Consider the following 20,394-nt stretch of genomic DNA (forward strand, 5'->3'; position numbering starts at 1 on the left):
AGCCCCCTAACCCATTGTCGAGTAATGCAGGAGACATCCGTGTCGGCGTACGCGATCGTCAAGACCGGCGGCAAGCAGTACAAGGTGGCCGTCGGCGACGTCGTCGAGGTCGAGAAGCTCGAGGGCGAGCCGGGCACCGAGCACACCTTCCCCGCCGTGCTGTTCGTGGACGGTGGCGAGGTCACCACGGACGCCGACGCGCTGGCGAAGGTCTCGGTCATCGGCAAGGTCGTCGAGCAGACCAAGGGTCCGAAGATCCGGATCCACAAGTTCAAGAACAAGACCGGCTACCACAAGCGCCAGGGTCACCGGCAGAAGCTGACCCGCGTCGAGGTCACCGGCATCTCCAAGTAGTTCTTCGAACTTTCGAGACTGAAACTTTTCAAGAAGGGGCTTGAGCGATGGCTCACAAGAAGGGTGCGTCCAGCTCCCGCAACGGTCGTGATTCGAACGCCCAGCGACTGGGTGTGAAGCGCTTCGGCGGCCAGGAGGTGAACGCGGGCGAGATCCTGATCCGCCAGCGGGGCACCAAGTTCCACCCCGGCGTGAACGTCGGCCGTGGCGGCGACGACACGCTGTTCGCGCTCGCCGCCGGTGCGGTCGAGTTCGGCTCGAAGCGCGGCCGCAAGACGGTCAACATCGTGCCAGCCGAGGCCTGACATTCGGCTTCAGCGCGAGCTTTTGGGCGACGTGTGTCCGCGGAATACGCGGACCACGTCGCTCGCTTATGTCACCCGGGAGCCCGAGCCCCCGGACCCCCACGGTGCGGCCGCTGGCAGACCCAGCGTGGTCCGCACCGTTTTGTCGTTTCGTGAGTGAAGTGAGGCAAACCCATGGCGTCCCGGTTCGTGGACCGCGCGGTCATCCATCTGACCGCCGGGGACGGGGGAAACGGCTGTGCCTCGGTGCACCGCGAGAAGTTCAAGCCGCTCGGCGGTCCGGACGGCGGCAACGGCGGCAACGGCGGTGACGTCACCCTCGTCGTCGACGCCAACGTGCACACCCTCCTCGACTTCCATTTCCGCCCGCACGCCCGCGCCGGCAACGGCAAGATGGGCATGGGCAGCAACCGCAATGGCGCCGCCGGCGAGGGCCTGGAGATGAAGGTCCCGCCGGGCACCGTGGTGTTCACCGAGGACGGCGAGCTCGTCGCCGACCTCACCAACCCCGGTACCCGGTTCATCGCCGCGCAGGGCGGCCGCGGCGGGCTCGGCAACGCCGCGCTGTCGTCGAAGGCCCGCAAGGCTCCGGGGTTCGCGCTGCTCGGCGAGCCGGGCGAGAGCCGCAACCTCGTGCTGGAGCTGCGTTCGGTCGCCGACGTCGGCCTGCTCGGCTTCCCGTCCGCGGGCAAGTCGTCGCTGATCTCCGTGCTGTCCGCGGCGAAGCCGAAGATCGCCGACTACCCGTTCACCACGCTCGTGCCGAACCTCGGCGTCATCACCGCCGGTTCGTCGGTGTTCACGATGGCCGACGTGCCGGGCCTGATCCCGGGCGCGTCCGAGGGCCGCGGCCTCGGCCTGGACTTCCTGCGCCACATCGAACGCTGCGCCGTGCTGGTGCACGTGGTCGACTGCGCGACGCTGGAGCCGGGCCGCGATCCGCTGTCCGATGTGGACGCTCTCGAGGAGGAGCTGGCCCGCTACACGCCGGGGCTGGGCGGCAAGCTCGAGGAACGCCCGCGCGTGGTGGTGCTGAACAAGATCGACATCCCGGAAGCGGCCGAGCTGGCCGAGTTCGTGCGCCCGGAGCTGGAGGCTCGCGGGCTGCGCGTGTTCGAGGTGTCCACCGCTTCGCGCAAGGGCTTGAAGGAGCTGAGCTTCGCGCTGGCGGAGGTCGTCGAGACCTACCGCGAGGCGCAGCCGGTGCTGGAGCCGGAGAAGATCGTGCTGCACCCGCTCGCGGTCGACGACAGCGGGTTCACCGTCGAACGCGATCCGGAGGAGGAAGGCGGGTTCATTGTCCGCGGTTCGCGCCCGGAGCGGTGGATCCGGCAGACCAACTTCGCCAACGACGAGGCCGTCGGCTACCTCGCGGACCGGCTCAACCGGCTCGGCGTCGAGGAAGCGCTGGCGAAGAACGGCGCCCGTCCGGGCAGCCCGGTCACCATCGGCGACATCCAGTTCGAATGGCAGCCCTCCACTCCGGGTGTCGCAGTGCACCTGTCGGGCCGCGGCACGGACGTCCGGCTGGAGCGCACCGACCGCGTCGGCGCGTCCGAGCGCAAGGAAGCCCGCCGGATCCGCCGCGACGGCACCGGCGAGGAAGAGGAACTGGCCGAAGAGGAGACCACCCCGTCCGTCGACGCCGAACTGGACGACGTGTGGGAGGACGAGGAGCAGGCGGAGCGCGACCGGTGAGCGGCACGCGGCAGGAGATCGCGGAAGCTCGCCGGCTGGTCGTGAAGGTCGGTTCCTCGGCGCTGACCACCGCGGGCAGTGGGCTCGACGTCGCTCGCCTCGACGCTCTCGTCGACGCCATCGCGGACCGTGTCGCCCGCGACGCGCAGATCGTCCTCGTGTCCTCGGGCGCGATCGGCGCCGGGCTCGCGCCGTTGAAGCTGGGCAAGCGGCCGGGTGACCTGGCCACGCAGCAGGCCGCGGCGAGCGTCGGGCAGCTCGCGCTGGCGCACGCGTACGCGGAATCGTTCGGCCGCTACTCGCTGACGGTCGGCCAGGTGCTGCTCACGTCGGACGACGTTGTCCGCCGCTCGCATTACCGCAACGCGCAACGCACGTTCTCGCGGCTGCTCGCGCTCGGCGCGGTGCCGGTCGTGAACGAGAACGACACCGTTGCCACCCAAGAGATCCGCTTCGGCGACAACGACCGGCTCGCCGCCTTGGTAGCGCACCTCGTCGGCGCGGACGCACTGGTCCTTCTGTCCGATGTGGACGGTCTGTACGACGGCGACCCGCGCGACGGCGCGACCCGCAAGATCACTGAGGTGCTCGGCGAGTCCGATGTGGAGGGCATCGCGGTCGGGATGTCGTCCTCGGGGCTGGGCACCGGCGGCATGGTCTCGAAACTCTCTGCCGCGCGCACCGCGGCCAGCGCCGGAATCCCGGTGCTGCTGGCCGCTGCCGCCGACGCCGGGGACGCGTTGCGCGCCGCGAACGTCGGCACCGTTTTCGCACCCGCCGACGCCCGCCTGTCCGCCCGCCGGTTCTGGCTCGGGTACGCCGCCGACACGTCCGGCCGCCTCCGCCTGGACGACGGCGCGGTGCGGGCGATCCTGCGCCGCCGGTCGCTGCTGGCGGCGGGGATTACCGGGCTGGACGGGGATTTCGAGGCCGGGGACGTCGTCGATCTGGTGGATTCCGCGGACGTCCCGGTGGCGCGCGGGGTGGTCGGGTTCGACGCGGGGGAGCTGCCCGCGCTGATCGGGCGGTCGAGCCACGAGGTCCCGGTGGAGCACCGCCGGGAGGTCGTGCACGCGGACGACCTCGTTCCGCTGCGCCGTTAAGAACCCGCGAGATGCCGGGTCACGCGAGCGAGCTGCTCCGCGTAGTACTCCACAAAGGATTCTGACGACGGATCCCGTCCGGTGAGCGCTTCCGCGATCCGGGGAAGCGACATCGGCGCGCTCGCCGCCGCCATCAGCATCAGCAGCAACGTCTCCGGGTCCACGTCGGACGGGAAGTCGCCCGCTTCCTGCCGCGCCCGCATGTACTTGAGCTGCCCCTGCAGGAACTCGCGCTGCGACTCCCTTCCCGCGTCGCTGGGGGCGCCCTCGGCCATGTTCTCCCGCAGGAACAGCCGCGCCTGGTCCTGGTCGGCGAGCCCGTTCTCGGCGAAATCCGCGACCACGTCCGCGAGCGGTCGCTCCGCCGTGGTCATCTCGGCGAACCCGGCGAACGGTTCGCTCGCGACCTCGGTGTACAAGCCTTCCTTGCCGCCGAAGTAGTACGAGATCAGCTGTTTGTTCACGCCCGCGCGCTGCGCGATGTCGCTGACCCGCGCGGCCGCGTATCCCTTGCTGCCGAACTCGGCCTTCGCCGCCTCGAAAATGCGGGCCTTCGTGCGTTCGGGATCGCGCTGGCGCTCACCGGAGCGCGGCGCGCGGCGCGGGGTCGTCTCGGACACCTCGGCAGCCTAACCGACGCATTAATCATCCATTTGGTTGACACAATCATCTCTGTGGAGAATTATGGGAGACGACCGAGAGGGGATGACCGTGAACAAGATCAAGGTGGCGGTAGTAGGCGGCGGCACCGGCGGGTTGTGCTTGGCGCACGGCCTGGCGCGGGCCGGCATCGAGGTGGCGGTGTACGAGCGCAGCCGCACGCGGACCGAACGCCTGCAGGGCTACCGCGTGCACATCGCGCCGATGGGCTCCGCAGCGCTGCACGAGTGCCTCCCTCCGGCGGCGTGGGAGCAGTTCCTCGCCACCACGGGGGTAAGCGAGGGCACCTTCGGTTTCGTCACCGAGCACATGCGCGAGCTGGCGGTCTTCGACGCTCCGCCGAGCACCGACCCGACCGCCGCGCACCATTCCGTCAGCCGGATTTCGATGCACCAGGTGCTGTCGTCCGGGCTGGACGGAATCCTCTGGTACGACAAGGAGTTCGTGCGCTACGAGACCGGTGCCAAGGGTGTCGGCCTGCACTTCGCGGACGGCACCACCGCCGAAGCCGACCTGGTCGTCGGAGCGGACGGCGCGGGCTCCCGGGTCCGCGGACAGCTGCTGCCGCACGCGGCGCGGGTGGACACCGGAATCCGCACCGTCCTCGGCAAATTCCCGCTGACCGACGAGTCCCGCGCGCAGCTTCCGCGACAGCTGGCGACGGCCCCGACGCTCGTGCTGCCTCCACCGGGGCACGGGATGTTCACCGCGCCGCACGAGTTCCCGGCGGCTTCGGTGAACGACGAGACCGCGGACGTCGACCCGGTGCTGTTCGACAACACCGGCAGCTACGTCATGTGGTCCTACGGCGCGAAGGCCGCGCACTTCCCGGCCGACCTCGCCGAACTGGACGCTCCCGCGCTCCGTTCCTTGATGCTGGACCGGGTCCGCGACTGGCATCCGTCGTTCAGCCGGCTGGTGCGGGACTCGCCGGACGGCACGATGAGCATGCTGCCGATCCGCACGTCGGTTCCGGTCCGCGCGTGGGAGGCCGGTCCGGTCACGTTGCTCGGCGACGCCGCGCACAGCATGACCCCGTTCCGCGGCATCGGCGCGAACATCGCCCTGCGCGACGCGCAAGTGTTGTGCCGCAACCTTTCCCGCGGCGGTGACGTGAGGGCCGCGGTTGCCGACTACGAACAGCAGATGCGGAAGTACGCGTACCCGCAAGTGCGGGGTTCGCTGCGCAGTGCCAAGCAGTTCGTGACCGAGAGCCGGTTCAGTCGCGGGGCGATGCGCGCGTCGATGGCCGCGCTGGGGGCGGGCCTTTCGCTGCGGCGGAAGCTGCGCGGCTGAGGCCAGCCCGCGCCGTACCAGCTCCCGCCGGGCGGCATGGCGTCGGCGACCAGCGAGACCGGCACGCGGTACTCGTCGTAGTCGTGCCGCACGAGCCAGCGCCACCCGATCGTGAACCGGCGGCGCGCGGTCACCGGGTACTGGACGTCGATGTCGGAGACCCCGGTGCCGACAGTCGTCCACAGTGGAGTGACGCGGAGCCCGGCCAGGTGCACGAACTGCGGCTTCCTGCCGTCCGGTTCGAAACGGTGGTACGGACGCCGCGGGGACCTGTCCAGGTCTGCTCTTCCACCAGCGCGCGGAGCTGGAACTCCGCCTCCGCCACGACGCGCTTTTCGTGCGCTGATCGAAGAGGGCCCGGCGAGCGGCGAGTTCACCGACACGTTGATGGCGCTCGTCCACAACGTCCACATCGGACGGTGAGCTAGAGGCGTCGCGGTGCCTCGATGCCGAGCAACGCCAAGCCCTGGACCAGTGTGCGTGACGTGAGTGTGGCCAGCTGTACCCGCGAAGCGCGCAGCTCCGGCGTTTCTGCGGATAGCACCGGACACTGTTCGTAGAAGCGCGAGAACGCCACCGCAGTGTCGTATAGGTACGTACACAGCTTGTGCGGCGCGTACGCGGACGTCGCCGCGCTGATCGCTTCGCTGAACCGCAGCAGCGTCAGCGCGAGCGCGCGTTCCGCGGGTTCTTGAAGCAGCACCGGTGCGTTTTCGACGGTTTCGCCTGCCTTGGCGAGGATCGACTCGATCCGCGCGTGCGCGTACTGCAAGTAGACGGAGGTGTTGCCGTCCTTGGCGAGCATGCGGTCCCAGTCGAACACGTAGTCGCGTTCGCGGTCGCTGGAAAGGTCGGCGTATTTCACCGCGCCGATTCCGACTGCGCGCGCGACTTCCCGCTGCTCTTCCTTGCTGAGTTCACTGCGCTCGGCAACGACTTCCGCGGCCTGCGCCACCGCTTCGTCGAGCAGGCTGGCAAGCTTGATCGTCTCGCCGGCGCGGGTGCGCATCACCTTGCCGTCCGCGCCGAGGATCGAGCCGAACCCGATGTGCTCGGCGTGTACGCCGTCGAGCCAGCCGGCCGCGCGGGCCACTGCGAAGATCATCGCGAAGTGCTGTGCCTGCGGGGTGCCGACGACGTACAGCAGGTCGGTCGCGCCGCGTTCGGCGGTCCAGTACCGGATGGTGGCGAGGTCGGTGGCCGCGTAGCCGTAGCCGCCGTCGCGTTTGCGGACGATCAGCGGGAGCCGGTCGCCTTCGCGGTTGGTGAAGCCTTCCGGGAACACGCAGACCGCGCCGTCGCTGATCTCGGTGAGCCCGTCGGCTTCGAGTTCCTCGACGACCTCGCCGAGGTACGGGTTGTAGAAGCTTTCGCCGTAGATGTCGTCGTCGGTGAGCGTGATGCCGAGCTGGCGGTAGGCCGCGTTGAAGTGCCGTGTCGACTCGTCGACGAGCTCCTGCCAGAAGGCGAGCGTGTCCGCGTCGCCGCTCTGGAGTTTCACGACGCGCTCGCGGGAGCGGGTCGCGAAGGCATCATCGGCGTCGAACTTCCGGCGCGCGGCCTGGTAGAACGCGTTGAGATCGCTGCGGTCCCCGGACGGTTCGTCCAGGTGGTGCTCGATGAGCATGCCGAACGGCGTGCCCCAGTCGCCGAGATGGTTGTGCGGCAGCACTTCGTGCCCGACGAAGCGAAGCAGCCTGCTGATCGCGTCGCCGATCACCGTGGAGCGCACGTGCCCGACGTGCATTTCCTTGGCGACGTTGGGACTGCTGTAGTCGAGCGCGACCCGGCGCGGCTGCTCGGCTTCGGCGACCCCGAGCCGGTCGTCTTGTGCCTGCTCGGCGACGCGGTGCTCAAGCCATTCGCGGCGCAGCACGAAGTTCAGGAACCCCGGTCCGGCGATCTCGGGCTGCTCGGCGACGCCGTCCAGCTCCAGGTTCTCGACGATCCCGGCCGCGACCTCGCGCGGCGGCTTGCCGAGCCGTTTGCCGAGGCTCATCGCCAGGTTGCACTGGTAGTCGACACCGTCGCGAGTGGACACCGCGATGAGCGCCGCGGACGGGTCGAGGTCGACGTCGAACGCGCGGCGGAGCGAGGCCACCACGCGTCGCGCCAATTCCTCACTAACCTCGGGCTTGCGCACGGTGTCCCTCCTTCGCGTAGTCGATCGGTGAAGCCTACCGACCGCGCGCGAGCGGGTTTACCGCAGTTCGCTGCCCTTCGTTTCGGGCATCCGGAGGATCACGAAGAACGCGATCACCGCCCCGCCCGCGACGTACCAGAAGAAGGCGGTGGCCGCGCCCGCCGCCGACAGCGCGCTGAGCACGAGCGGCGCGGTCCCGCCGAAGACGGCGACGGTCAGGTTGTACCAAGCGCCGATGCCGAGCCCGCGCAGTTCGGTGGGGAAGAGCTCGCTCATGATCGCCGGTGCCAGCGAGGTCATCGCGGTGTAGAGCGCGAGGCCGACGCAGAACACGATGAGCAGATTCCCGAGCCCAGGCTGGACGAGATAGGAGAGCGGCACGATCACCAGTGCCGTCGCCCCGGCCCAGACGAGCAGCTGAGGCCGCCGCCCGTACCGGTCGGTGAGCGCGCCCATCGGGTACTGGAGGACGACGAAGAGGGCCGTCGCGATGGAAAGCGCGAGGAAGGTGTCGACGTCGTTCGCGCCGCGCCCCTTGACCGCGAACGACGGGAGGGCGCTGAAGAAGGTGTAATAGCAGAGCGTGTTGAGCATCGAGAGCCCGATGAGCTGCCCGACCGCCCGCGGATGCTGGGTGAGAGTGGTGAGCAACGGCCGCTGCACTTGCCGCGCGGTCTCTTTTTTCTCGTGGTACAGCTCGGTTTCTTCAAGGCTGCGCCGCAACCACAGCCCGACCAGCCCGAGCACGCCGCCGAGCAGGAACGGAATCCGCCAGCCGAACGAGGTGAGATGCGCCTTGTCCATCGTGCGGGCGAGCACGAACCCGAGCACCGTCGCGATGAGCACCGCGGAGCCGGTGGAGATGTAGAAGAAGGAGGAATAGCGCCCGCGCCGCTCCTTGGGCGCGACCTCGCCGAGGTACGCGGAAGCGTTGGAAACTTCCCCGCCGAGCGAAAGCCCCTGCGCGATCCGCGCGAGCAGCAGGAGAATCGGAGCCAGCCACCCGACCTGCGCGAAGGTGGGAAGAACGCCGATCGCGACCGACCCGCCCGCCATCAGCGAAATGGTGAGCAACATGGCGGGCTTGCGCCCGTGCACGTCGGCGAAGCGTCCCAGCAGCACGCCGCCGAGCGGCCGGAAGAAGAACGCGAGCGCATAGGTGGCGAAGGTGTTGATCAGCGCGAGCGTTTCGTTGCCAGGAGGGAAGAACGCGCCGGCGAAGTAGATGCTGAAGGTCGCGTAGATCGTCCAGTCGAACCACTCGAGCGCATTGCCCGCACTGGCAGCGAACAACTTCCGCACCGGCAACCGGTGCCGGGCAACGCCTTCGGTCGTAGGACCGGCCATCGGGCAACCTCCACACGTCCGCACGAGTGGAACGGGACTTTGCCAGAAATGCCCGGAGATCGGTAGATCTCGGCAAAGGATGGCGGTTGGTGCTTGTCCCACTGCGGTCTGTGACGCGGGATCGCTTTGGCTGCAGGGGGATCGGGTGGCGGCATGGGTGGTTGCTGCGGGGAGACGCGAGTGGCGGCGCGAACGGTTGCGCGGAAGTCGAGTCGGGGCGGCCGTCACCGGAGACCGCGCGGCTACGCGGACGGGCGCTGCGCGGAGACTGCGTGGCGATAGGGGCGCGCACTCCGCTCCGGCCGATGCTTGTCCCCGCCCCGCTCGCTTCGTCCGTTCGGCATCTCGTGATCACGTGGTCGCGCGGCACCCGCGGTCGCGGGACATGCGCAGGGCGCATCGCTGCGTCAGCACCGCAGCGAGATCACCGATGCGGCGATCAGGCTCCGGGCGCGCCTCAAGCCATTCGCGCCCAGTCACCCGGGCCCCAGCGCACCTCGGCCCGATCCCGCCCAGCCACTAAGCCCCGCACCCCTCACGCAGTCGTGGCCAACGCGAACGGCAACACCCCCTCCGCCCCGGCTCGGCGCAGCAGCCGCGTCGCCAGGGTCATCGTCCAGCCGGTGTCGATCAGGTCGTCCACCAGCAGCACCGGCCCGTTCGCCTGCGCGACGCTCGCCGCCACGTCCTCCGGCAGGCTCAGCCTCCGCCACAGATCGGCCAGCCGTTGCGCGCTGTTCGCCTGCCGAGGCGGCGGCCCGGCCGACGCCAGCTCTCCCAGGTAGTCCAGCCGTCCGATCGCCGACAGCCGCAGCGCGAGGCTGTCCACCAGTTGCGGCCGCGTCGCCGACGGGATCGCCACCACCGCGACCGGACGTTGCGCCCACTGCCATCCCGCGAGCACCTTCACGCACGCGTCGAAAACCGAGTCGGGGACCTCGGCGTCCGTGGCGCCCGGGCCGAGCAGTTCGCGCAGCCGGCCGCCCCAGCCCACGTCCGTGAGCCGGCCCAGCACCTGTCCCTGCTCGGCCTGTTCGCCGGCCGCGATCCGGCCCGACAGCGGCACGTCGAGCCCTTTCATTCCGCTCGGCCACTGTTTGCGCGGCGCCACCGCGACCCCGGGCCGGTCCAGTCGTTCCCGGGTCTCGCCCGCGACTTCCTCGGACACCGCCGTGTTCCAATGCTCCCCGGTGCAGTTGTCGCACCGGCCGCACGGCACTGCTTCCGGGTCGTCGAGCTGCCGCCGCAGATACTCCATGCGGCATCCAGTCGTGCGGATATACCCGAGCATCGCCTCCTGCTCGGCCGCCCGCGCGACCCCGACGCGTTCGTACCGTTCCCGGTCGTACTCCCACGGCTGTCCGGTGCTTTCCCAGCCGCCGCGCACCCGGCGCACCGCACCGTCCACATCGAGCACCTTCAGCACCATCTCCAGCCGCGACCGGGAAAGCTCGACCGACGGTTCGAGCGCGGCTGTCGAAAGTGGACGGTCGGCGTACTCGAGCGCGTTGAGCACCTGTGTGACGCGCAGCTCGTCCGGGAACGCCAGCGACCCGAAGTACGCCCAGATCGCCTTGTCCTCCCGCCCGGGCAGCAGCACCACCTCGGCCCGCTCGACGCCACGACCGGCACGGCCGACCTGCTGGTAGTAGGCGATCGGCGACGACGGCGCGCCCAGGTGCACCACGAACCCGAGGTCCGGCTTGTCGAACCCCATCCCGAGCGCCGACGTCGCCACCAGCGCCTTGACCCGGTTCTCCAGCAGGTCGTCCTCCGCGGCCTGCCGGTCGGCCGGATCGGTCTTCCCGGTGTAGGCGGCCACCGGATAGCCGCGGTCGGACAGCAGCGCGGCGACGTCGTGCGCGGCGGCGACGGTGAGCGTGTAGATGATGCCCGACCCGGGCAGTTCCGCCAGGTGCTCGGCGAGCCAGGCCAGCCGCGCCTCGTCGGTGGGCAGCTCGGCCACGGCCAGCCGCAGGCTTTCCCGGTCGAGCGGGCCGCGCAGGACGAGCGTGTCCGTCTCGCCGCCGATGCCGAGCTGCTCGGCGACGTCCGTGGCCACCCGGTCGTTCGCGGTCGCGGTGGTGGCCAGCACCGGCACGCCCTCGGGCAGGTCGCCCAGCAGCGTACGCAGCCGCCGGTAGTCCGGCCGGAAGTCGTGGCCCCAGTCGGAGATGCAGTGCGCCTCGTCCACCACCAGCAGGCCGGCGGTGGCGGTGAGCTTCGGCAGCACGCTGTCGCGGAAATCCGGGTTGTTGAGCCGCTCCGGACTGACCAGCAGCACGTCCACCTCGCCCGCGGCCACCGACGCCTGGACCTGGTCCCAGTCCTGCGCGTTCGCCGAGTTGATGGTGGCCGCGTGGATCCCCGCCCGCGCGGCGGCGGAGATCTGGTTGCGCATCAGGGCGAGCAGCGGCGACACGATGACCGTCGGCCCCGCTCCCCGTTCCCGCAGCAGCGCGGTGGCCAGGAAGTACACGGCCGACTTCCCCCAGCCGGTGCGCTGCACGACGAGCGCGCGCCGATGGTGCGCGACCAGTGCCTCGATGGCGGTCCACTGGTCCTCTCGGAGGGCGGCGTTGTCCCCGGCGAGCGCGCGGAGCAGGGTCTCGGCGCGGGTCCGGAGAGCTGGGGTGGTGTCGGTGGTGTCCACGTCCCCGGTCTACCCCATGCCCCCGACAATCCGGGAGCCGACCGGTCCGGAACGGACAGTTCTCGACGATAAACGGAGAGTTATGTGACTCATGTCACAACAGTAACCTAGGTCGCAGCCGCGACGGGAAGCCCGCGCGTGCCCGCGCGTATAGGCTCACCGGCTATGTCACCACGCCGGATCGGGGTCATGGGCGGCACCTTCGACCCCGTGCACCACGGCCACCTCGTCGCGGCCAGCGAGGTCCAGTCGCGGTTCGCGCTCGACGAGGTCATCTTCGTGCCGACCGGGCAGCCGTGGCAGAAGTCCGGCCGCCGCGTCACGCGCGCCGAGGACCGCTACCTGATGACAGTCATCGCCACCGCGTCCAATCCGGTCTTCTCGGTGAGCCGGGTCGACATCGACCGCGGCGGGCAGACCTACACCGTCGACACGCTGCGCGACCTGCACGAGGAGTACCCGGACGACGAGCTTTTCTTCATCACCGGGGCCGACGCGCTCGAGCAGATCCTCACCTGGCACAAGGCGGGCGAGCTGTTCGACTTCGCGCATTTCATCGGCGTCACGCGCCCGGGCTACCGGCTCAACTCGCACCATCTGCCGAGCGGCAAGGTGAGCCTCGTCGAGGTCACCGCCATGTCCATCTCGTCCACCGGATGCCGCGAACGCGTCGAGCGCGGCGAGCCGGTCTGGTACCTCGTGCCCGACGGCGTTGTGCGCTACATCGCCAAGAAGGACCTCTACCGCAAGGACGCCGAGGCCTGACCGGGTACCCTCGTCCGGGCATACCCCGAATCTGAAGGAGCACTGTGGCAGCGACGTCCGAGGCACGGGACCTGGCGGTGGCGGCCGCGCACGCGGCGGCCGACAAGCTGGCCAGCGACGTGGTCGTCCTGGACGTGTCCGAGCAGCTCGTGATCACCGACGCGTTCGTGATCGCGTCCGCGGCCAACGAGCGGCAGGTCGGCGCGATCGTCGACAACGTGGAAGAGAAGCTCCGCATCGAGGGGCACAAGCCGGTCCGGCGCGAAGGCGCCCGCGAGGGCCGCTGGGTGCTGCTCGACTACGTCGACGTCGTCGTCCACGTCCAGCACGCGGACGAGCGCTCGTTCTACGGCCTCGAGCGGCTGTGGAAGGACTGCCCGCGGATCGAGGTCGAAGGGCTGGCGACGGTCCCCGCGAACGACTCCGGCGACACCGGCGACGCGGACGGTCCGGAGGCGTGAGCCCGCGGCGGCTGCTGCTCTGGCGGCACGGCGAGACGGACTACAACGCCGCCGGCCGCATGCAGGGACACCTCGATTCGGCGCTGACCCCGGTCGGCTGGAACCAGGCGCGCTTCGCCGTGCCCGCGCTCGCGCGGTTCGCGCCGGAGCTGGTGATCGCGTCCGACCTGCGCCGCGCCACCGACACCGCGACGGTGCTCACCGAGGCGATCGGCGTGCCGCTGCAGATCGACAAGCGGCTGCGCGAGACGCACCTCGGCGAGTGGCAGGGCCTGACCGGAGCCGAGGTCGACGAGGGCTATCCGGGCGACCGGGAGCTGTGGCGCACCAACGCCGCGTGGGCCCCGCCGGGCGGCGAATCCCGGGTCGAGGTCGCCGAACGCGCCGCCGAGGTGGTCGACGACCTGATGCAGCCGAACTCAGACGCCGGGGAATCGGTCCTGCTCGCCTCGCACGGCGGCCTGATCCTCGCGCTCACCGCGAAACTGCTCGGCCTTCCGGTCGAGGTCTGGCCGTCGCTCGGCGGGATCATGAACTGCCATTGGGTCGAACTCGGCCACCGCGAGGGGAAGTGGCGGTTGCACGCGTACAACGCGGGCATCACCGGCTGACCTGATGAGCCCGCAGCTGCTCGTCTTCGGCGATTCACTTTGTTTCCACGGCCCCGAGGGCCCTTGCGCGGCCGACGATCCGCGCCTGTGGCCCAACGTCGCCGCGAATGCGTTGTCCGGACAAGCCGATCTCGTCGCCGGCATCGGCTGGACCGCGCGCGACCTGTGGTGGTCGCTCACCGGCGATCCGCGCGTGTGGGCTGATCTGCGTCGCGTCGACGCTGTCGTGCTCGCCGTCGGTCACATGGACACACTGCCGTCGCCGCTGCCGACGTACTTGCGTCAGGGACTTCGCTATCTTCGCCCCGACGGCGTGCGTCGCGTTGTACGCGGTGCCTATCTCGCTGCGCAGCCACGGTTGTCTGTCGTGATGCGTGGACGTCCTCGCGTACTGCCTGCGCGGCTGAGTGTGAGCTATCTGGACCAGTCCGTCGAAGCGTTGCGCGCGCTACGCCCTGAGTTGCCTGTGTTCGGCATGCTGCCTTCGGTGCACCGCGCTGATGCGTACGGGCGCGTACACACTGGACGCGCCGAAGCAGCCGCTGCGCTCGCTTCGTGGGCCGCGCGACGCGAAGTGCCGTTGCTCGACACGCCCGGCGTAGTTGGCGAACATGTCTTGAGCGGCGCGGGAAATCCCGACGGCATGCACTGGGGATGGGCCGGGCACGAAGCTGTCGGTACTGCGATGGCGAAGCTCGTGGCTCCGCACCTCGGCTCCGGCAACGTAGGCTGACGGCGTGTCGGTCGCCGTGGTCACGGACTCCACCGCGCACCTGCCCGAAGGCTTCGCCGAGCGGCACTCGGTGCGGGTGGTGCCCCTGCACGTCCTGGTGGAAGGCGTGTGCTCGCTCGACGGCGTCGAAATGGGTCCCGCCGCGCTCGCGGAAGCGCTGGGGGAGCGGAAGATCGTCACCACTTCCCGGCCCACTCCGGCCGAGTTCGCCACCGAATTCCGGGCCGCGCTCGACGCGGGAGCGGACGCGGTCGTGTCAGTGCACCTGTCGAGAGAGCTTTCGGGCACTTGGGAAGCCGCGGTGCTGGCGGCGGAAGAAGTCGGCTCCGATCGCGTCCGCGTCGTCGATTCCCGCACCACAGCGATGGGTTTGGGCTTCGCCGCCCTGCACGCCGCGGACGCCGCCGCCTCCGGAGCCAGCCCGGCCGAAGTCGAAGCGGTCGCGACGGACGCGGCCGACCGGTCCTCGACGTTGTTCGTGGTCGAGACGTTGGAACACCTGCGGCGCGGCGGCCGGATCGGTTCTGCCGCGGCGTTGCTGGGCACCGCGCTGGCGGTGAAACCGGTGCTGCACATGTCCGACGGCCGGATCCTGCCGCTGGAGAAAGTGCGCACGATGAACCGCGCGATCGGGCGCTTGGTCGAGTTGTCCGTGCAGGCGGCGGGGACGGGGCCGGTCGAGCTGGCGGTGCATCATCTCGCTTCGCCGGAACGAGCTGTCGAGCTGGCGAACCGGCTGGAGGAAGCGATCCCGGGCTGTGCCGGGGGATGCGTGGTGTCGGAGATCGGCGCGGTCATCGGAGCTCATACCGGTCCTGGCGTGCTCGGCGTGGTCGTGCAGCGCGCTTAACCGAGTTCCTGGTTGCCGAATCGCGCGAGCAGGTGCCAGACGCGTTTGAGGTCTTGTTCGTTCTGGCCGGCGGCCTTCCCGAGGATGCACGGGTCGAGGGTTCCGTTCTCGGCGAGTTCGGCGCCCAGTGCGGTGAACTCCGGCCCGCGGTAATCGGGGTGCCGGAGAAGTTCTCCCGTGGCGAGCCGGAACCCTTCGTGCCATTCGACGGCACCCAGTTTTCGGGCCGCCGCCTCGATTTCGGTTCCTCGGTAGGACGGATCGAGAACCAGCGCTTCGACGTCCCGAGCCAGGTCCACCTCGCCGTGCACCTGCGCCTCGATGTAGTCGTCCAGCAAGTCTTGGTCGTCAGCCTCGGCGATCGCGACCAGATCGGACAAGTGTGCCTCGACGCCGAAAGAGGTCGGTTCGAAGACGCTGTCGGGATAAGCGAAAGTCGTGCGGGACATCGTGTGCCGCGCGAGCCGCAGATACGCCGAGCCGAACCGCGGCGAGCCGCCCGTCTTCCTGCCGCGAAAATTCAGCGACCCGTATTTCGGCCGGTGCGCGGCCGCGACGTCGTCGTAGGCGCCGGCGAACAACCGGCTTTCCCAGCGCCAGCGATCTCCTCCGGGATGTGCGGTCAGCCCGCCGTTGCTGACGCCGGTCTCGAACTGCGAGCGGTACCGGCTGTCCCGCGCCATGCTCTCCAGGATCGGCACCTCGTTGACCAGCCGGTCCGGGTGGAAATGCAGCGTGACCCGCCACGCCGGGTCCGCCGGTCCGCCAGTCGCCAGCCCGGCCAGGTGGGCGACTGCGCGTTCCCAAGGTTCCGTGCGGATCACGGCCAGGCCATTGTGATCGTGCGCTCGAAGTCGACGTACCCGGCGCGCCGGAACGCGCTCGCCATCGGGATGTTGTCGAGGTCCGTCGCCGCTCGGATACGAGGAACTTCTTGGGCGGCAAGGATTCTAGTTCCCTCGGCGAGAATGTCGTCGATGTAGCCGTTGCCGCGATGCTCGGGCAGGACGGCGAGATACCCGATGATGGGGTTGTAGTTGTTGCGCGCCGGCGTGACGAACCCGGCCGGCGTCCCGTCGGGCAGGGTGGCGACCCGCCACCAGTCCTTCGGGCTGCGGTAATGCGCCAGTTCGTCCTCGTAATGCCGGATCGCCGCTTCACGAGCGGACATCCGGGTCAGGTCGTCGCGGCTGTGGGCGTCGAGTGTCCCGTCCAGGACGCGGGTCATCAGGTCGAGGATCTCGTCTTCGTCGCGGATCGGACGGAAGACCAGCCGGTTCCGCGGCGGAGCGACCGGAGTCCCTGGTCGCCACTCGAAGCGCAGCCGCTCGGCGAGCAGTCGCGCGCCGGTCTGCTCGAGCGCGATCATCCTGTCTTCGACAACGCTTCGGGTCGCGGCTTTTTCGCGCCAATCCGCGGGGATCATCCGGTGGTAAGTCGGGGGCTTGGTGCCGAGGGGCAGGATCTCCGCCATTGCGGTTCGCAAGAGTTTCGTTCCGACGGCCACGTCCTCAAGATCGAAGACGTCCAGCAGAAACGGGACCGGCTCCTCGGCGCGACCCCACCACGCGGCCCTGGCGACGAGTTCGCCACCGCGAAGCGCGACCCACATCCAGCCCGGCCTGCGGCGGCCGGCGGCGAGGTCGTCGGCGAGTTCGTGGTCAAGGGGGTAGGCGAGCCTGCGGAAGAGATCGAGTTCTTCCGGCCCGGTGATCGGACGCAGGGTCAGGTCGGTGTGGTCCACAGCTGCGGCATGCTCCCGTTCGACGGTTGACTGCCAGGTCTAGCGGATAGCACCGGCGGGGGCGAACGCTTTTCGATCGTCGGTGCCGCAGCCAAACCGGCCAGTATGACCGCACACCCCGACAAATTCCGCCGCGTCTCCGGCGGTGCCAGCTGAGTTGTCCCCAAGGGGCGGGTTGTCCACAGCTCGCGCAGAACCCTCTCGCCGCCGGACCGGCCGACGCCTAGCGTCGATCGTGTGTTCGAGAATTCCGCCCGGGATCCGGGCACTCCCGTCAACGTCAGGCTCACCTGGCTGGCCGACCAGCTGGCCGCGATACCGCACACCACTGGACCCGGTAGCCGCCCGCGCCGCTGGCTGCCCCTCGGCCGCGCGGGCCGATCAGCGCGCGGACGGTTGTCGGCAGGTGCGGACAACGGCGCACCCGACTTGATGCCGCACTCGCGAACAACGGGTCTGAAAGCCCAGCTGTCTGCAGTTGCTGACAGTTCACCGCTTCTGGACAGACAGCCCGCGGCTGCGGCGGACGGTTCGCCGTCCAGCTCCGCGCGAGTTTCTCGGCCAAGGAGTCCCGAAGCGGGACTGTCTGCATTTGCCGACAACCCGCCGCCGGAAAGCCAGCTGTCCGGCGGAAAACTGGTCCGCAGCTGGCTGCCGGAACACGCCGAACACCGATGGGCACGCCGCTGGCTCCCCGGAGCGACCGGCCTGCCGGGCTTCCTGGGCCGCCGAGGAATGGCCTTCGCGCTGGCCTTGCTGGCAGCCGCCGCCGTCGTAGCCGGTGGCCTGGCGCTCTTCGGCCGCTCACCCGCGGCCGAGATCGCCCCGCCGCTCCCGACCGCCCGCGCGCAGGCACCGCACGCGTCGAAGACCAACGAGAACCTGGTGATCAGCGTCGTCGGCCACGTGCGCACGCCAGGACTCGTCACCGTGCCATCGGGTTCCCGCGTCGCCGACGCCCTCCGCGCCGCCGGTGGCGCCGACCCGGGCGTCGACCTGACCGCGCTGAACCTCGCCCGCAAACTCACCGACGGGGAGCAAGTCGCGGTCGGCGTCCCGGCCGCCCAAGCGGCACCGGCCGGGTCAGCCGCCGCGGCCAGCAAGATCGACTTGAATTCCGCGACCGCCGAACAACTCGACAGCCTCCCCGGCGTCGGCGAGGTCACCGCCCGGCGCATCGCCGACTGGCGCACGCAGCACGGCGGATTCTCGAGCGTCGAACAACTTCGGGACGTCGACGGCATCGGCGAAAGCAAGTTCCAGAAGCTTCGCGAGCAGGTGACCGTCGGATGAAGCCGGAAACCGAGGAAAAGTCGCGGCGTGACCACGATTTCCGCCTCGTGCCCGCAGCCGTCGCCGGCTGGGCGGCCACCCTCGCCGGACTCCAGCTCGGCTGGTGGGCCGCGACCGCAGTCGGAGCCGTAGCGGTCATCGGCGCCGCGGTGCTGCTAGCGCGCGGCCGTTCCCGATACGTAGGCGTCGGGGGAGCGTTGCTACTCGTGGGTCTCATTGCCGCAGTGCCAACGGCCCTTCGCATTCACGACGCAGCGTCCGACCCGCTGGCGGCCGCTGCCGTCCATGGCGTTACCGCGACGCTGCGGGTCGAGATCAGCGAGCGCCCCCGGTCGATCCACCAAGCCGGCTATGCCGATCAGCAGGCGGGCACCCGGTCAGTGGCGGTTCCCGCACGCGTCACCACGGCCACAGTGGACGGTCAGCCGGTCGAATCGACCGGCCGGGTCCTGTTGCTGGCACCGGTCGCGGGATGGAGCGGGCTGTTGCCAGGCCAGGAGGTGACGACGTCCGGCCGGCTCCTGCCCGCACGCGGTGGCGAACTGACCGCCGCAGTGCTCTCCGTCCGTGCCGCACCAGCCGACGTCGGACCTGCACCGTGGTGGCAGCGAGCCGCCGCGGCGCTGCGGAACAGCCTGCATTCGCTGTGCGCGATCCTGCCGGAGGAACCGGCGGGCCTGTTGCCCGGACTGGTGCTGGGCGACACGAGCGCGTTGCCGCAGCGGGTCGAAGGGGAGTTCAAGGCCTCGGGGCTCACCCACTTAATGGCTGTGAGCGGCGGAAATCTCGTGATCATCGGCGGAGCCGTCCTGCTGCTGTGCCGCTTGGTCCGCGCCGGGCCGAGGTTCTCCGCAGCAGCGGCCGGAACCTGCTTGGCGGGATTCCTCGTCCTGGTGGGTCCCGAACCGAGTGTGGTGCGGGCTGGCGTCATGGGCGGCATCGGGTTGCTCGCGCTGGCCCTCGGGCGGCGTGGTTCAGCGTTGCCCGCCTTGGCCTTCGCGGTATGCGCGTTGGTGGCGTGGGATCCGACGATGGCGGCGAATTTCGGCTTCGCGCTCTCGGTTCTCGCGACGGCAGGGCTGGTGCTGCTCGCACCGCGGTGGGCGGATTCGTTGGTACGCCGGGGAGTCCCGCCCGGCTACGCCGAAGGCCTCGCCGTCCCGCTGGCCGCGTTCGTGGTCACCGCACCGGTCATCGCCGGGATGGCGGGGACGGTCAGCCTGGTCTCAGTGGTCACCAATGTCCTTGCGGCACCAGTGGTCGCGCCGGTCACCGTTCTAGGCGTGCTCGCGACAGTCGTCGGGCCGTGGTGGCCAGGTGCCGGGCAGGTGTTGATCCATCTGGCGGACCCGGAGGCCCGGTGGCTGATCACGGTCGCCCGGCAGGGTGCGAGAGCGCCCGGCGCGGCGCTGTCCTGGCCTGGTGGCTGGTGGGGCGGATTGTGCGCGGCCGCCCTGCTGGTCGTGGTCGTAGTGGCGGCGCGGTTTCGCCGGTTCCGGCTGCTGGTGGCGATCGGCCTGGTCGTCGTGCTGTTGACGGTGGTGCCAGCCAAAGTATTGGCTCCCGGCTGGCCGCCGGACGGCTGGGCGATGGTGGAATGCGATGTCGGACAAGGAGACGCGGTAGTTCTGGCGACTGCCGAGCCCGGTCGCGCCGTGGTCGTCGATACCGGGCCGGAGCCGGGACCGGTCGACGAATGCCTGCGGAGGCTGGGCGTCGAACGGGTGCCGTTGCTCGTGCTGAGCCACTTGCACGCGGACCACATCGGCGGTCTCGCCTCGGTCTTCGACGGACGTGCGGTCGGAGCGATCGCGGTGGGACCGGGGCGTGCTCCGGCGTGGGCGTGGCAGTCGGTTTCCGGTGAAGCACGGCGTCGTGGCGTACCGCTCATGCAATTGAGCGAGGGACAACGGCTGGAATGGCCGGGATTGTCGCTGGACGTACTGGGTCCGCGCTACGCCACCACTCGGTCGCCTGCCTTGCAGGACGGCACGATGATCAACAACAGCTCGGTGGTCCTGCGCGCCGACACCTCGGCCGGCCGGGTCTTGCTGACCGGAGACGTGGAACTGGCCGCGCAAGCGGATCTGCTCGCGGAGGGTGTCGACCTGCGGGCCGATGTGCTGAAGGTGCCGCACCACGGCTCGAGGTATTCGCTGCCGCAGTTCCTCGCGGCGGTGCGGCCGCGCACGGCGCTGATCAGCGTCGGCGCGGGCAACGGGTACGGACATCCGAGCAAGTCCACAGTGGACGTTCTCGGCGCGATGGGAGTGCTGGTCACCCGGACCGATATCGACGGTGACACCGCCGTTCTGCCCGCCTCCGGGAACGGTCCGGCGGTCGCGCGCCGGGGCGAGCCGCGGGGTCCGCCGCGGTAG

18 protein-coding genes are annotated in these 20,394 nt (G+C 69.9%); 12 read left to right on the forward strand and 6 right to left on the reverse strand.

All coding sequences use genetic code 11. From position 1 onward, the window contains the following. Positions 1–39 precede the first annotated feature (39 nt). From rplU to proB, 4 genes are all read left to right on the forward strand, one after another. On the forward strand, positions 40–354 hold the full coding sequence (gene rplU / locus ACZ7SW_RS34345) for a 50S ribosomal protein L21 (protein WP_037813760.1): 315 nt from the start codon (positions 40–42) through the stop codon (positions 352–354). A 47-nt stretch (positions 355–401) separates the two neighbouring features. Further along, positions 402–659, forward strand: a complete 258-nt coding sequence (gene rpmA / locus ACZ7SW_RS34350; protein ID WP_116200471.1) for a 50S ribosomal protein L27 — start codon at positions 402–404, stop codon at positions 657–659. Between the two features lie 174 nt (positions 660–833). After that, a complete protein-coding gene (gene obgE, locus ACZ7SW_RS34355) occupies positions 834–2,357 on the forward strand; it encodes a GTPase ObgE (RefSeq protein ID WP_470234528.1) in 1,524 nt (507 codons plus the stop codon). Beyond that, positions 2,354–3,460: a glutamate 5-kinase gene (gene proB, locus ACZ7SW_RS34360; RefSeq protein ID WP_470234529.1), complete on the forward strand. Its 1,107-nt coding sequence runs from the start codon at positions 2,354–2,356 to the stop codon at positions 3,458–3,460. Before obgE ends, proB begins: the two co-directional genes overlap by 4 nt. Here the strand turns inward: proB and ACZ7SW_RS34365 are convergent. Next, positions 3,457–4,080, reverse strand: coding sequence for a TetR/AcrR family transcriptional regulator (locus tag ACZ7SW_RS34365; protein ID WP_470234530.1), 624 nt, complete (start codon positions 4,078–4,080; stop codon positions 3,457–3,459). The two genes, proB and ACZ7SW_RS34365, sit on opposite strands and share 4 nt — an antisense overlap. A 64-nt stretch (positions 4,081–4,144) precedes the next feature. On the opposite strand from ACZ7SW_RS34365, the gene ACZ7SW_RS34370 reads away from it, so the two are divergent. After that, positions 4,145–5,416: an FAD-dependent oxidoreductase gene (locus tag ACZ7SW_RS34370; protein WP_470234531.1), complete on the forward strand. Its 1,272-nt coding sequence runs from the start codon at positions 4,145–4,147 to the stop codon at positions 5,414–5,416. A 424-nt stretch (positions 5,417–5,840) separates the two neighbouring features. Here ACZ7SW_RS34370 and argS read toward each other — a convergent pair whose 3' ends face one another. The 3 genes from argS to ACZ7SW_RS34385 form a co-directional block, all read right to left on the reverse strand. Then, the gene (gene argS / locus ACZ7SW_RS34375) at positions 5,841–7,559 is read right to left on the reverse strand and encodes an arginine--tRNA ligase (RefSeq protein ID WP_470234532.1); all 1,719 of its coding nucleotides are present in this window, start codon (positions 7,557–7,559) and stop codon (positions 5,841–5,843) included. A gap of 57 nt (positions 7,560–7,616) precedes the next feature. After that, positions 7,617–8,906, reverse strand: coding sequence for an MFS transporter (locus ACZ7SW_RS34380; RefSeq protein WP_470234533.1), 1,290 nt, complete (start codon positions 8,904–8,906; stop codon positions 7,617–7,619). Between the two features lie 535 nt (positions 8,907–9,441). Next, positions 9,442–11,559 (reverse strand): RecQ family ATP-dependent DNA helicase, encoded by a 2,118-nt coding sequence (locus tag ACZ7SW_RS34385; protein ID WP_470234534.1) that lies wholly within the window; start codon positions 11,557–11,559, stop codon positions 9,442–9,444. Between the two features lie 165 nt (positions 11,560–11,724). Between ACZ7SW_RS34385 and nadD the strand changes: the two genes are divergently transcribed. From nadD to ACZ7SW_RS34410, 5 genes are read left to right on the forward strand one after another with little or no spacing between them, the layout of a single operon-like run. After that, positions 11,725–12,324 carry a nicotinate-nucleotide adenylyltransferase gene (nadD, locus tag ACZ7SW_RS34390; protein WP_344283797.1) on the forward strand — a complete coding sequence of 200 codons (600 nt, stop codon included), beginning with the start codon at positions 11,725–11,727 and terminating at the stop codon, positions 12,322–12,324. Between the two features lie 44 nt (positions 12,325–12,368). Further along, the gene (gene rsfS / locus ACZ7SW_RS34395) at positions 12,369–12,785 is read left to right on the forward strand and encodes a ribosome silencing factor (RefSeq protein WP_470234535.1); all 417 of its coding nucleotides are present in this window, start codon (positions 12,369–12,371) and stop codon (positions 12,783–12,785) included. Further along, positions 12,782–13,396, forward strand: a complete 615-nt coding sequence (locus ACZ7SW_RS34400) for a histidine phosphatase family protein (protein WP_470234536.1) — start codon at positions 12,782–12,784, stop codon at positions 13,394–13,396. The genes rsfS and ACZ7SW_RS34400 overlap by 4 nt, the downstream gene beginning before the upstream one ends. A 4-nt stretch (positions 13,397–13,400) precedes the next feature. Next, on the forward strand, positions 13,401–14,129 hold the full coding sequence (gene octT, locus ACZ7SW_RS34405; RefSeq protein WP_116200457.1) for a diglucosylglycerate octanoyltransferase: 729 nt from the start codon (positions 13,401–13,403) through the stop codon (positions 14,127–14,129). A 4-nt stretch (positions 14,130–14,133) separates the two neighbouring features. Then, positions 14,134–14,979 (forward strand): DegV family protein, encoded by an 846-nt coding sequence (locus tag ACZ7SW_RS34410; protein ID WP_470234537.1) that lies wholly within the window; start codon positions 14,134–14,136, stop codon positions 14,977–14,979. On the opposite strand, the gene ACZ7SW_RS34415 is transcribed toward ACZ7SW_RS34410, so the two are convergent. After that, the gene (locus ACZ7SW_RS34415; protein ID WP_470234538.1) at positions 14,976–15,803 is read right to left on the reverse strand and encodes a DUF3626 domain-containing protein; all 828 of its coding nucleotides are present in this window, start codon (positions 15,801–15,803) and stop codon (positions 14,976–14,978) included. The genes ACZ7SW_RS34410 and ACZ7SW_RS34415 overlap by 4 nt on opposite strands. Further along, positions 15,800–16,723: a GNAT family N-acetyltransferase gene (locus tag ACZ7SW_RS34420; protein ID WP_470234539.1), complete on the reverse strand. Its 924-nt coding sequence runs from the start codon at positions 16,721–16,723 to the stop codon at positions 15,800–15,802. Before ACZ7SW_RS34420 ends, ACZ7SW_RS34415 begins: the two co-directional genes overlap by 4 nt. Before the next feature lie 735 nt (positions 16,724–17,458). Between ACZ7SW_RS34420 and ACZ7SW_RS34425 the strand changes: the two genes are divergently transcribed. Continuing rightward, on the forward strand, positions 17,459–18,016 hold the full coding sequence (locus tag ACZ7SW_RS34425; RefSeq protein WP_470234540.1) for a ComEA family DNA-binding protein: 558 nt from the start codon (positions 17,459–17,461) through the stop codon (positions 18,014–18,016). Continuing rightward, positions 18,013–20,394, forward strand: coding sequence for a ComEC/Rec2 family competence protein (locus ACZ7SW_RS34430; RefSeq protein ID WP_470234541.1), 2,382 nt, complete (start codon positions 18,013–18,015; stop codon positions 20,392–20,394). The genes ACZ7SW_RS34425 and ACZ7SW_RS34430 overlap by 4 nt, the downstream gene beginning before the upstream one ends.

The sequence above is a fragment of the Amycolatopsis sp. NPDC114484 genome, from assembly GCF_055633755.1.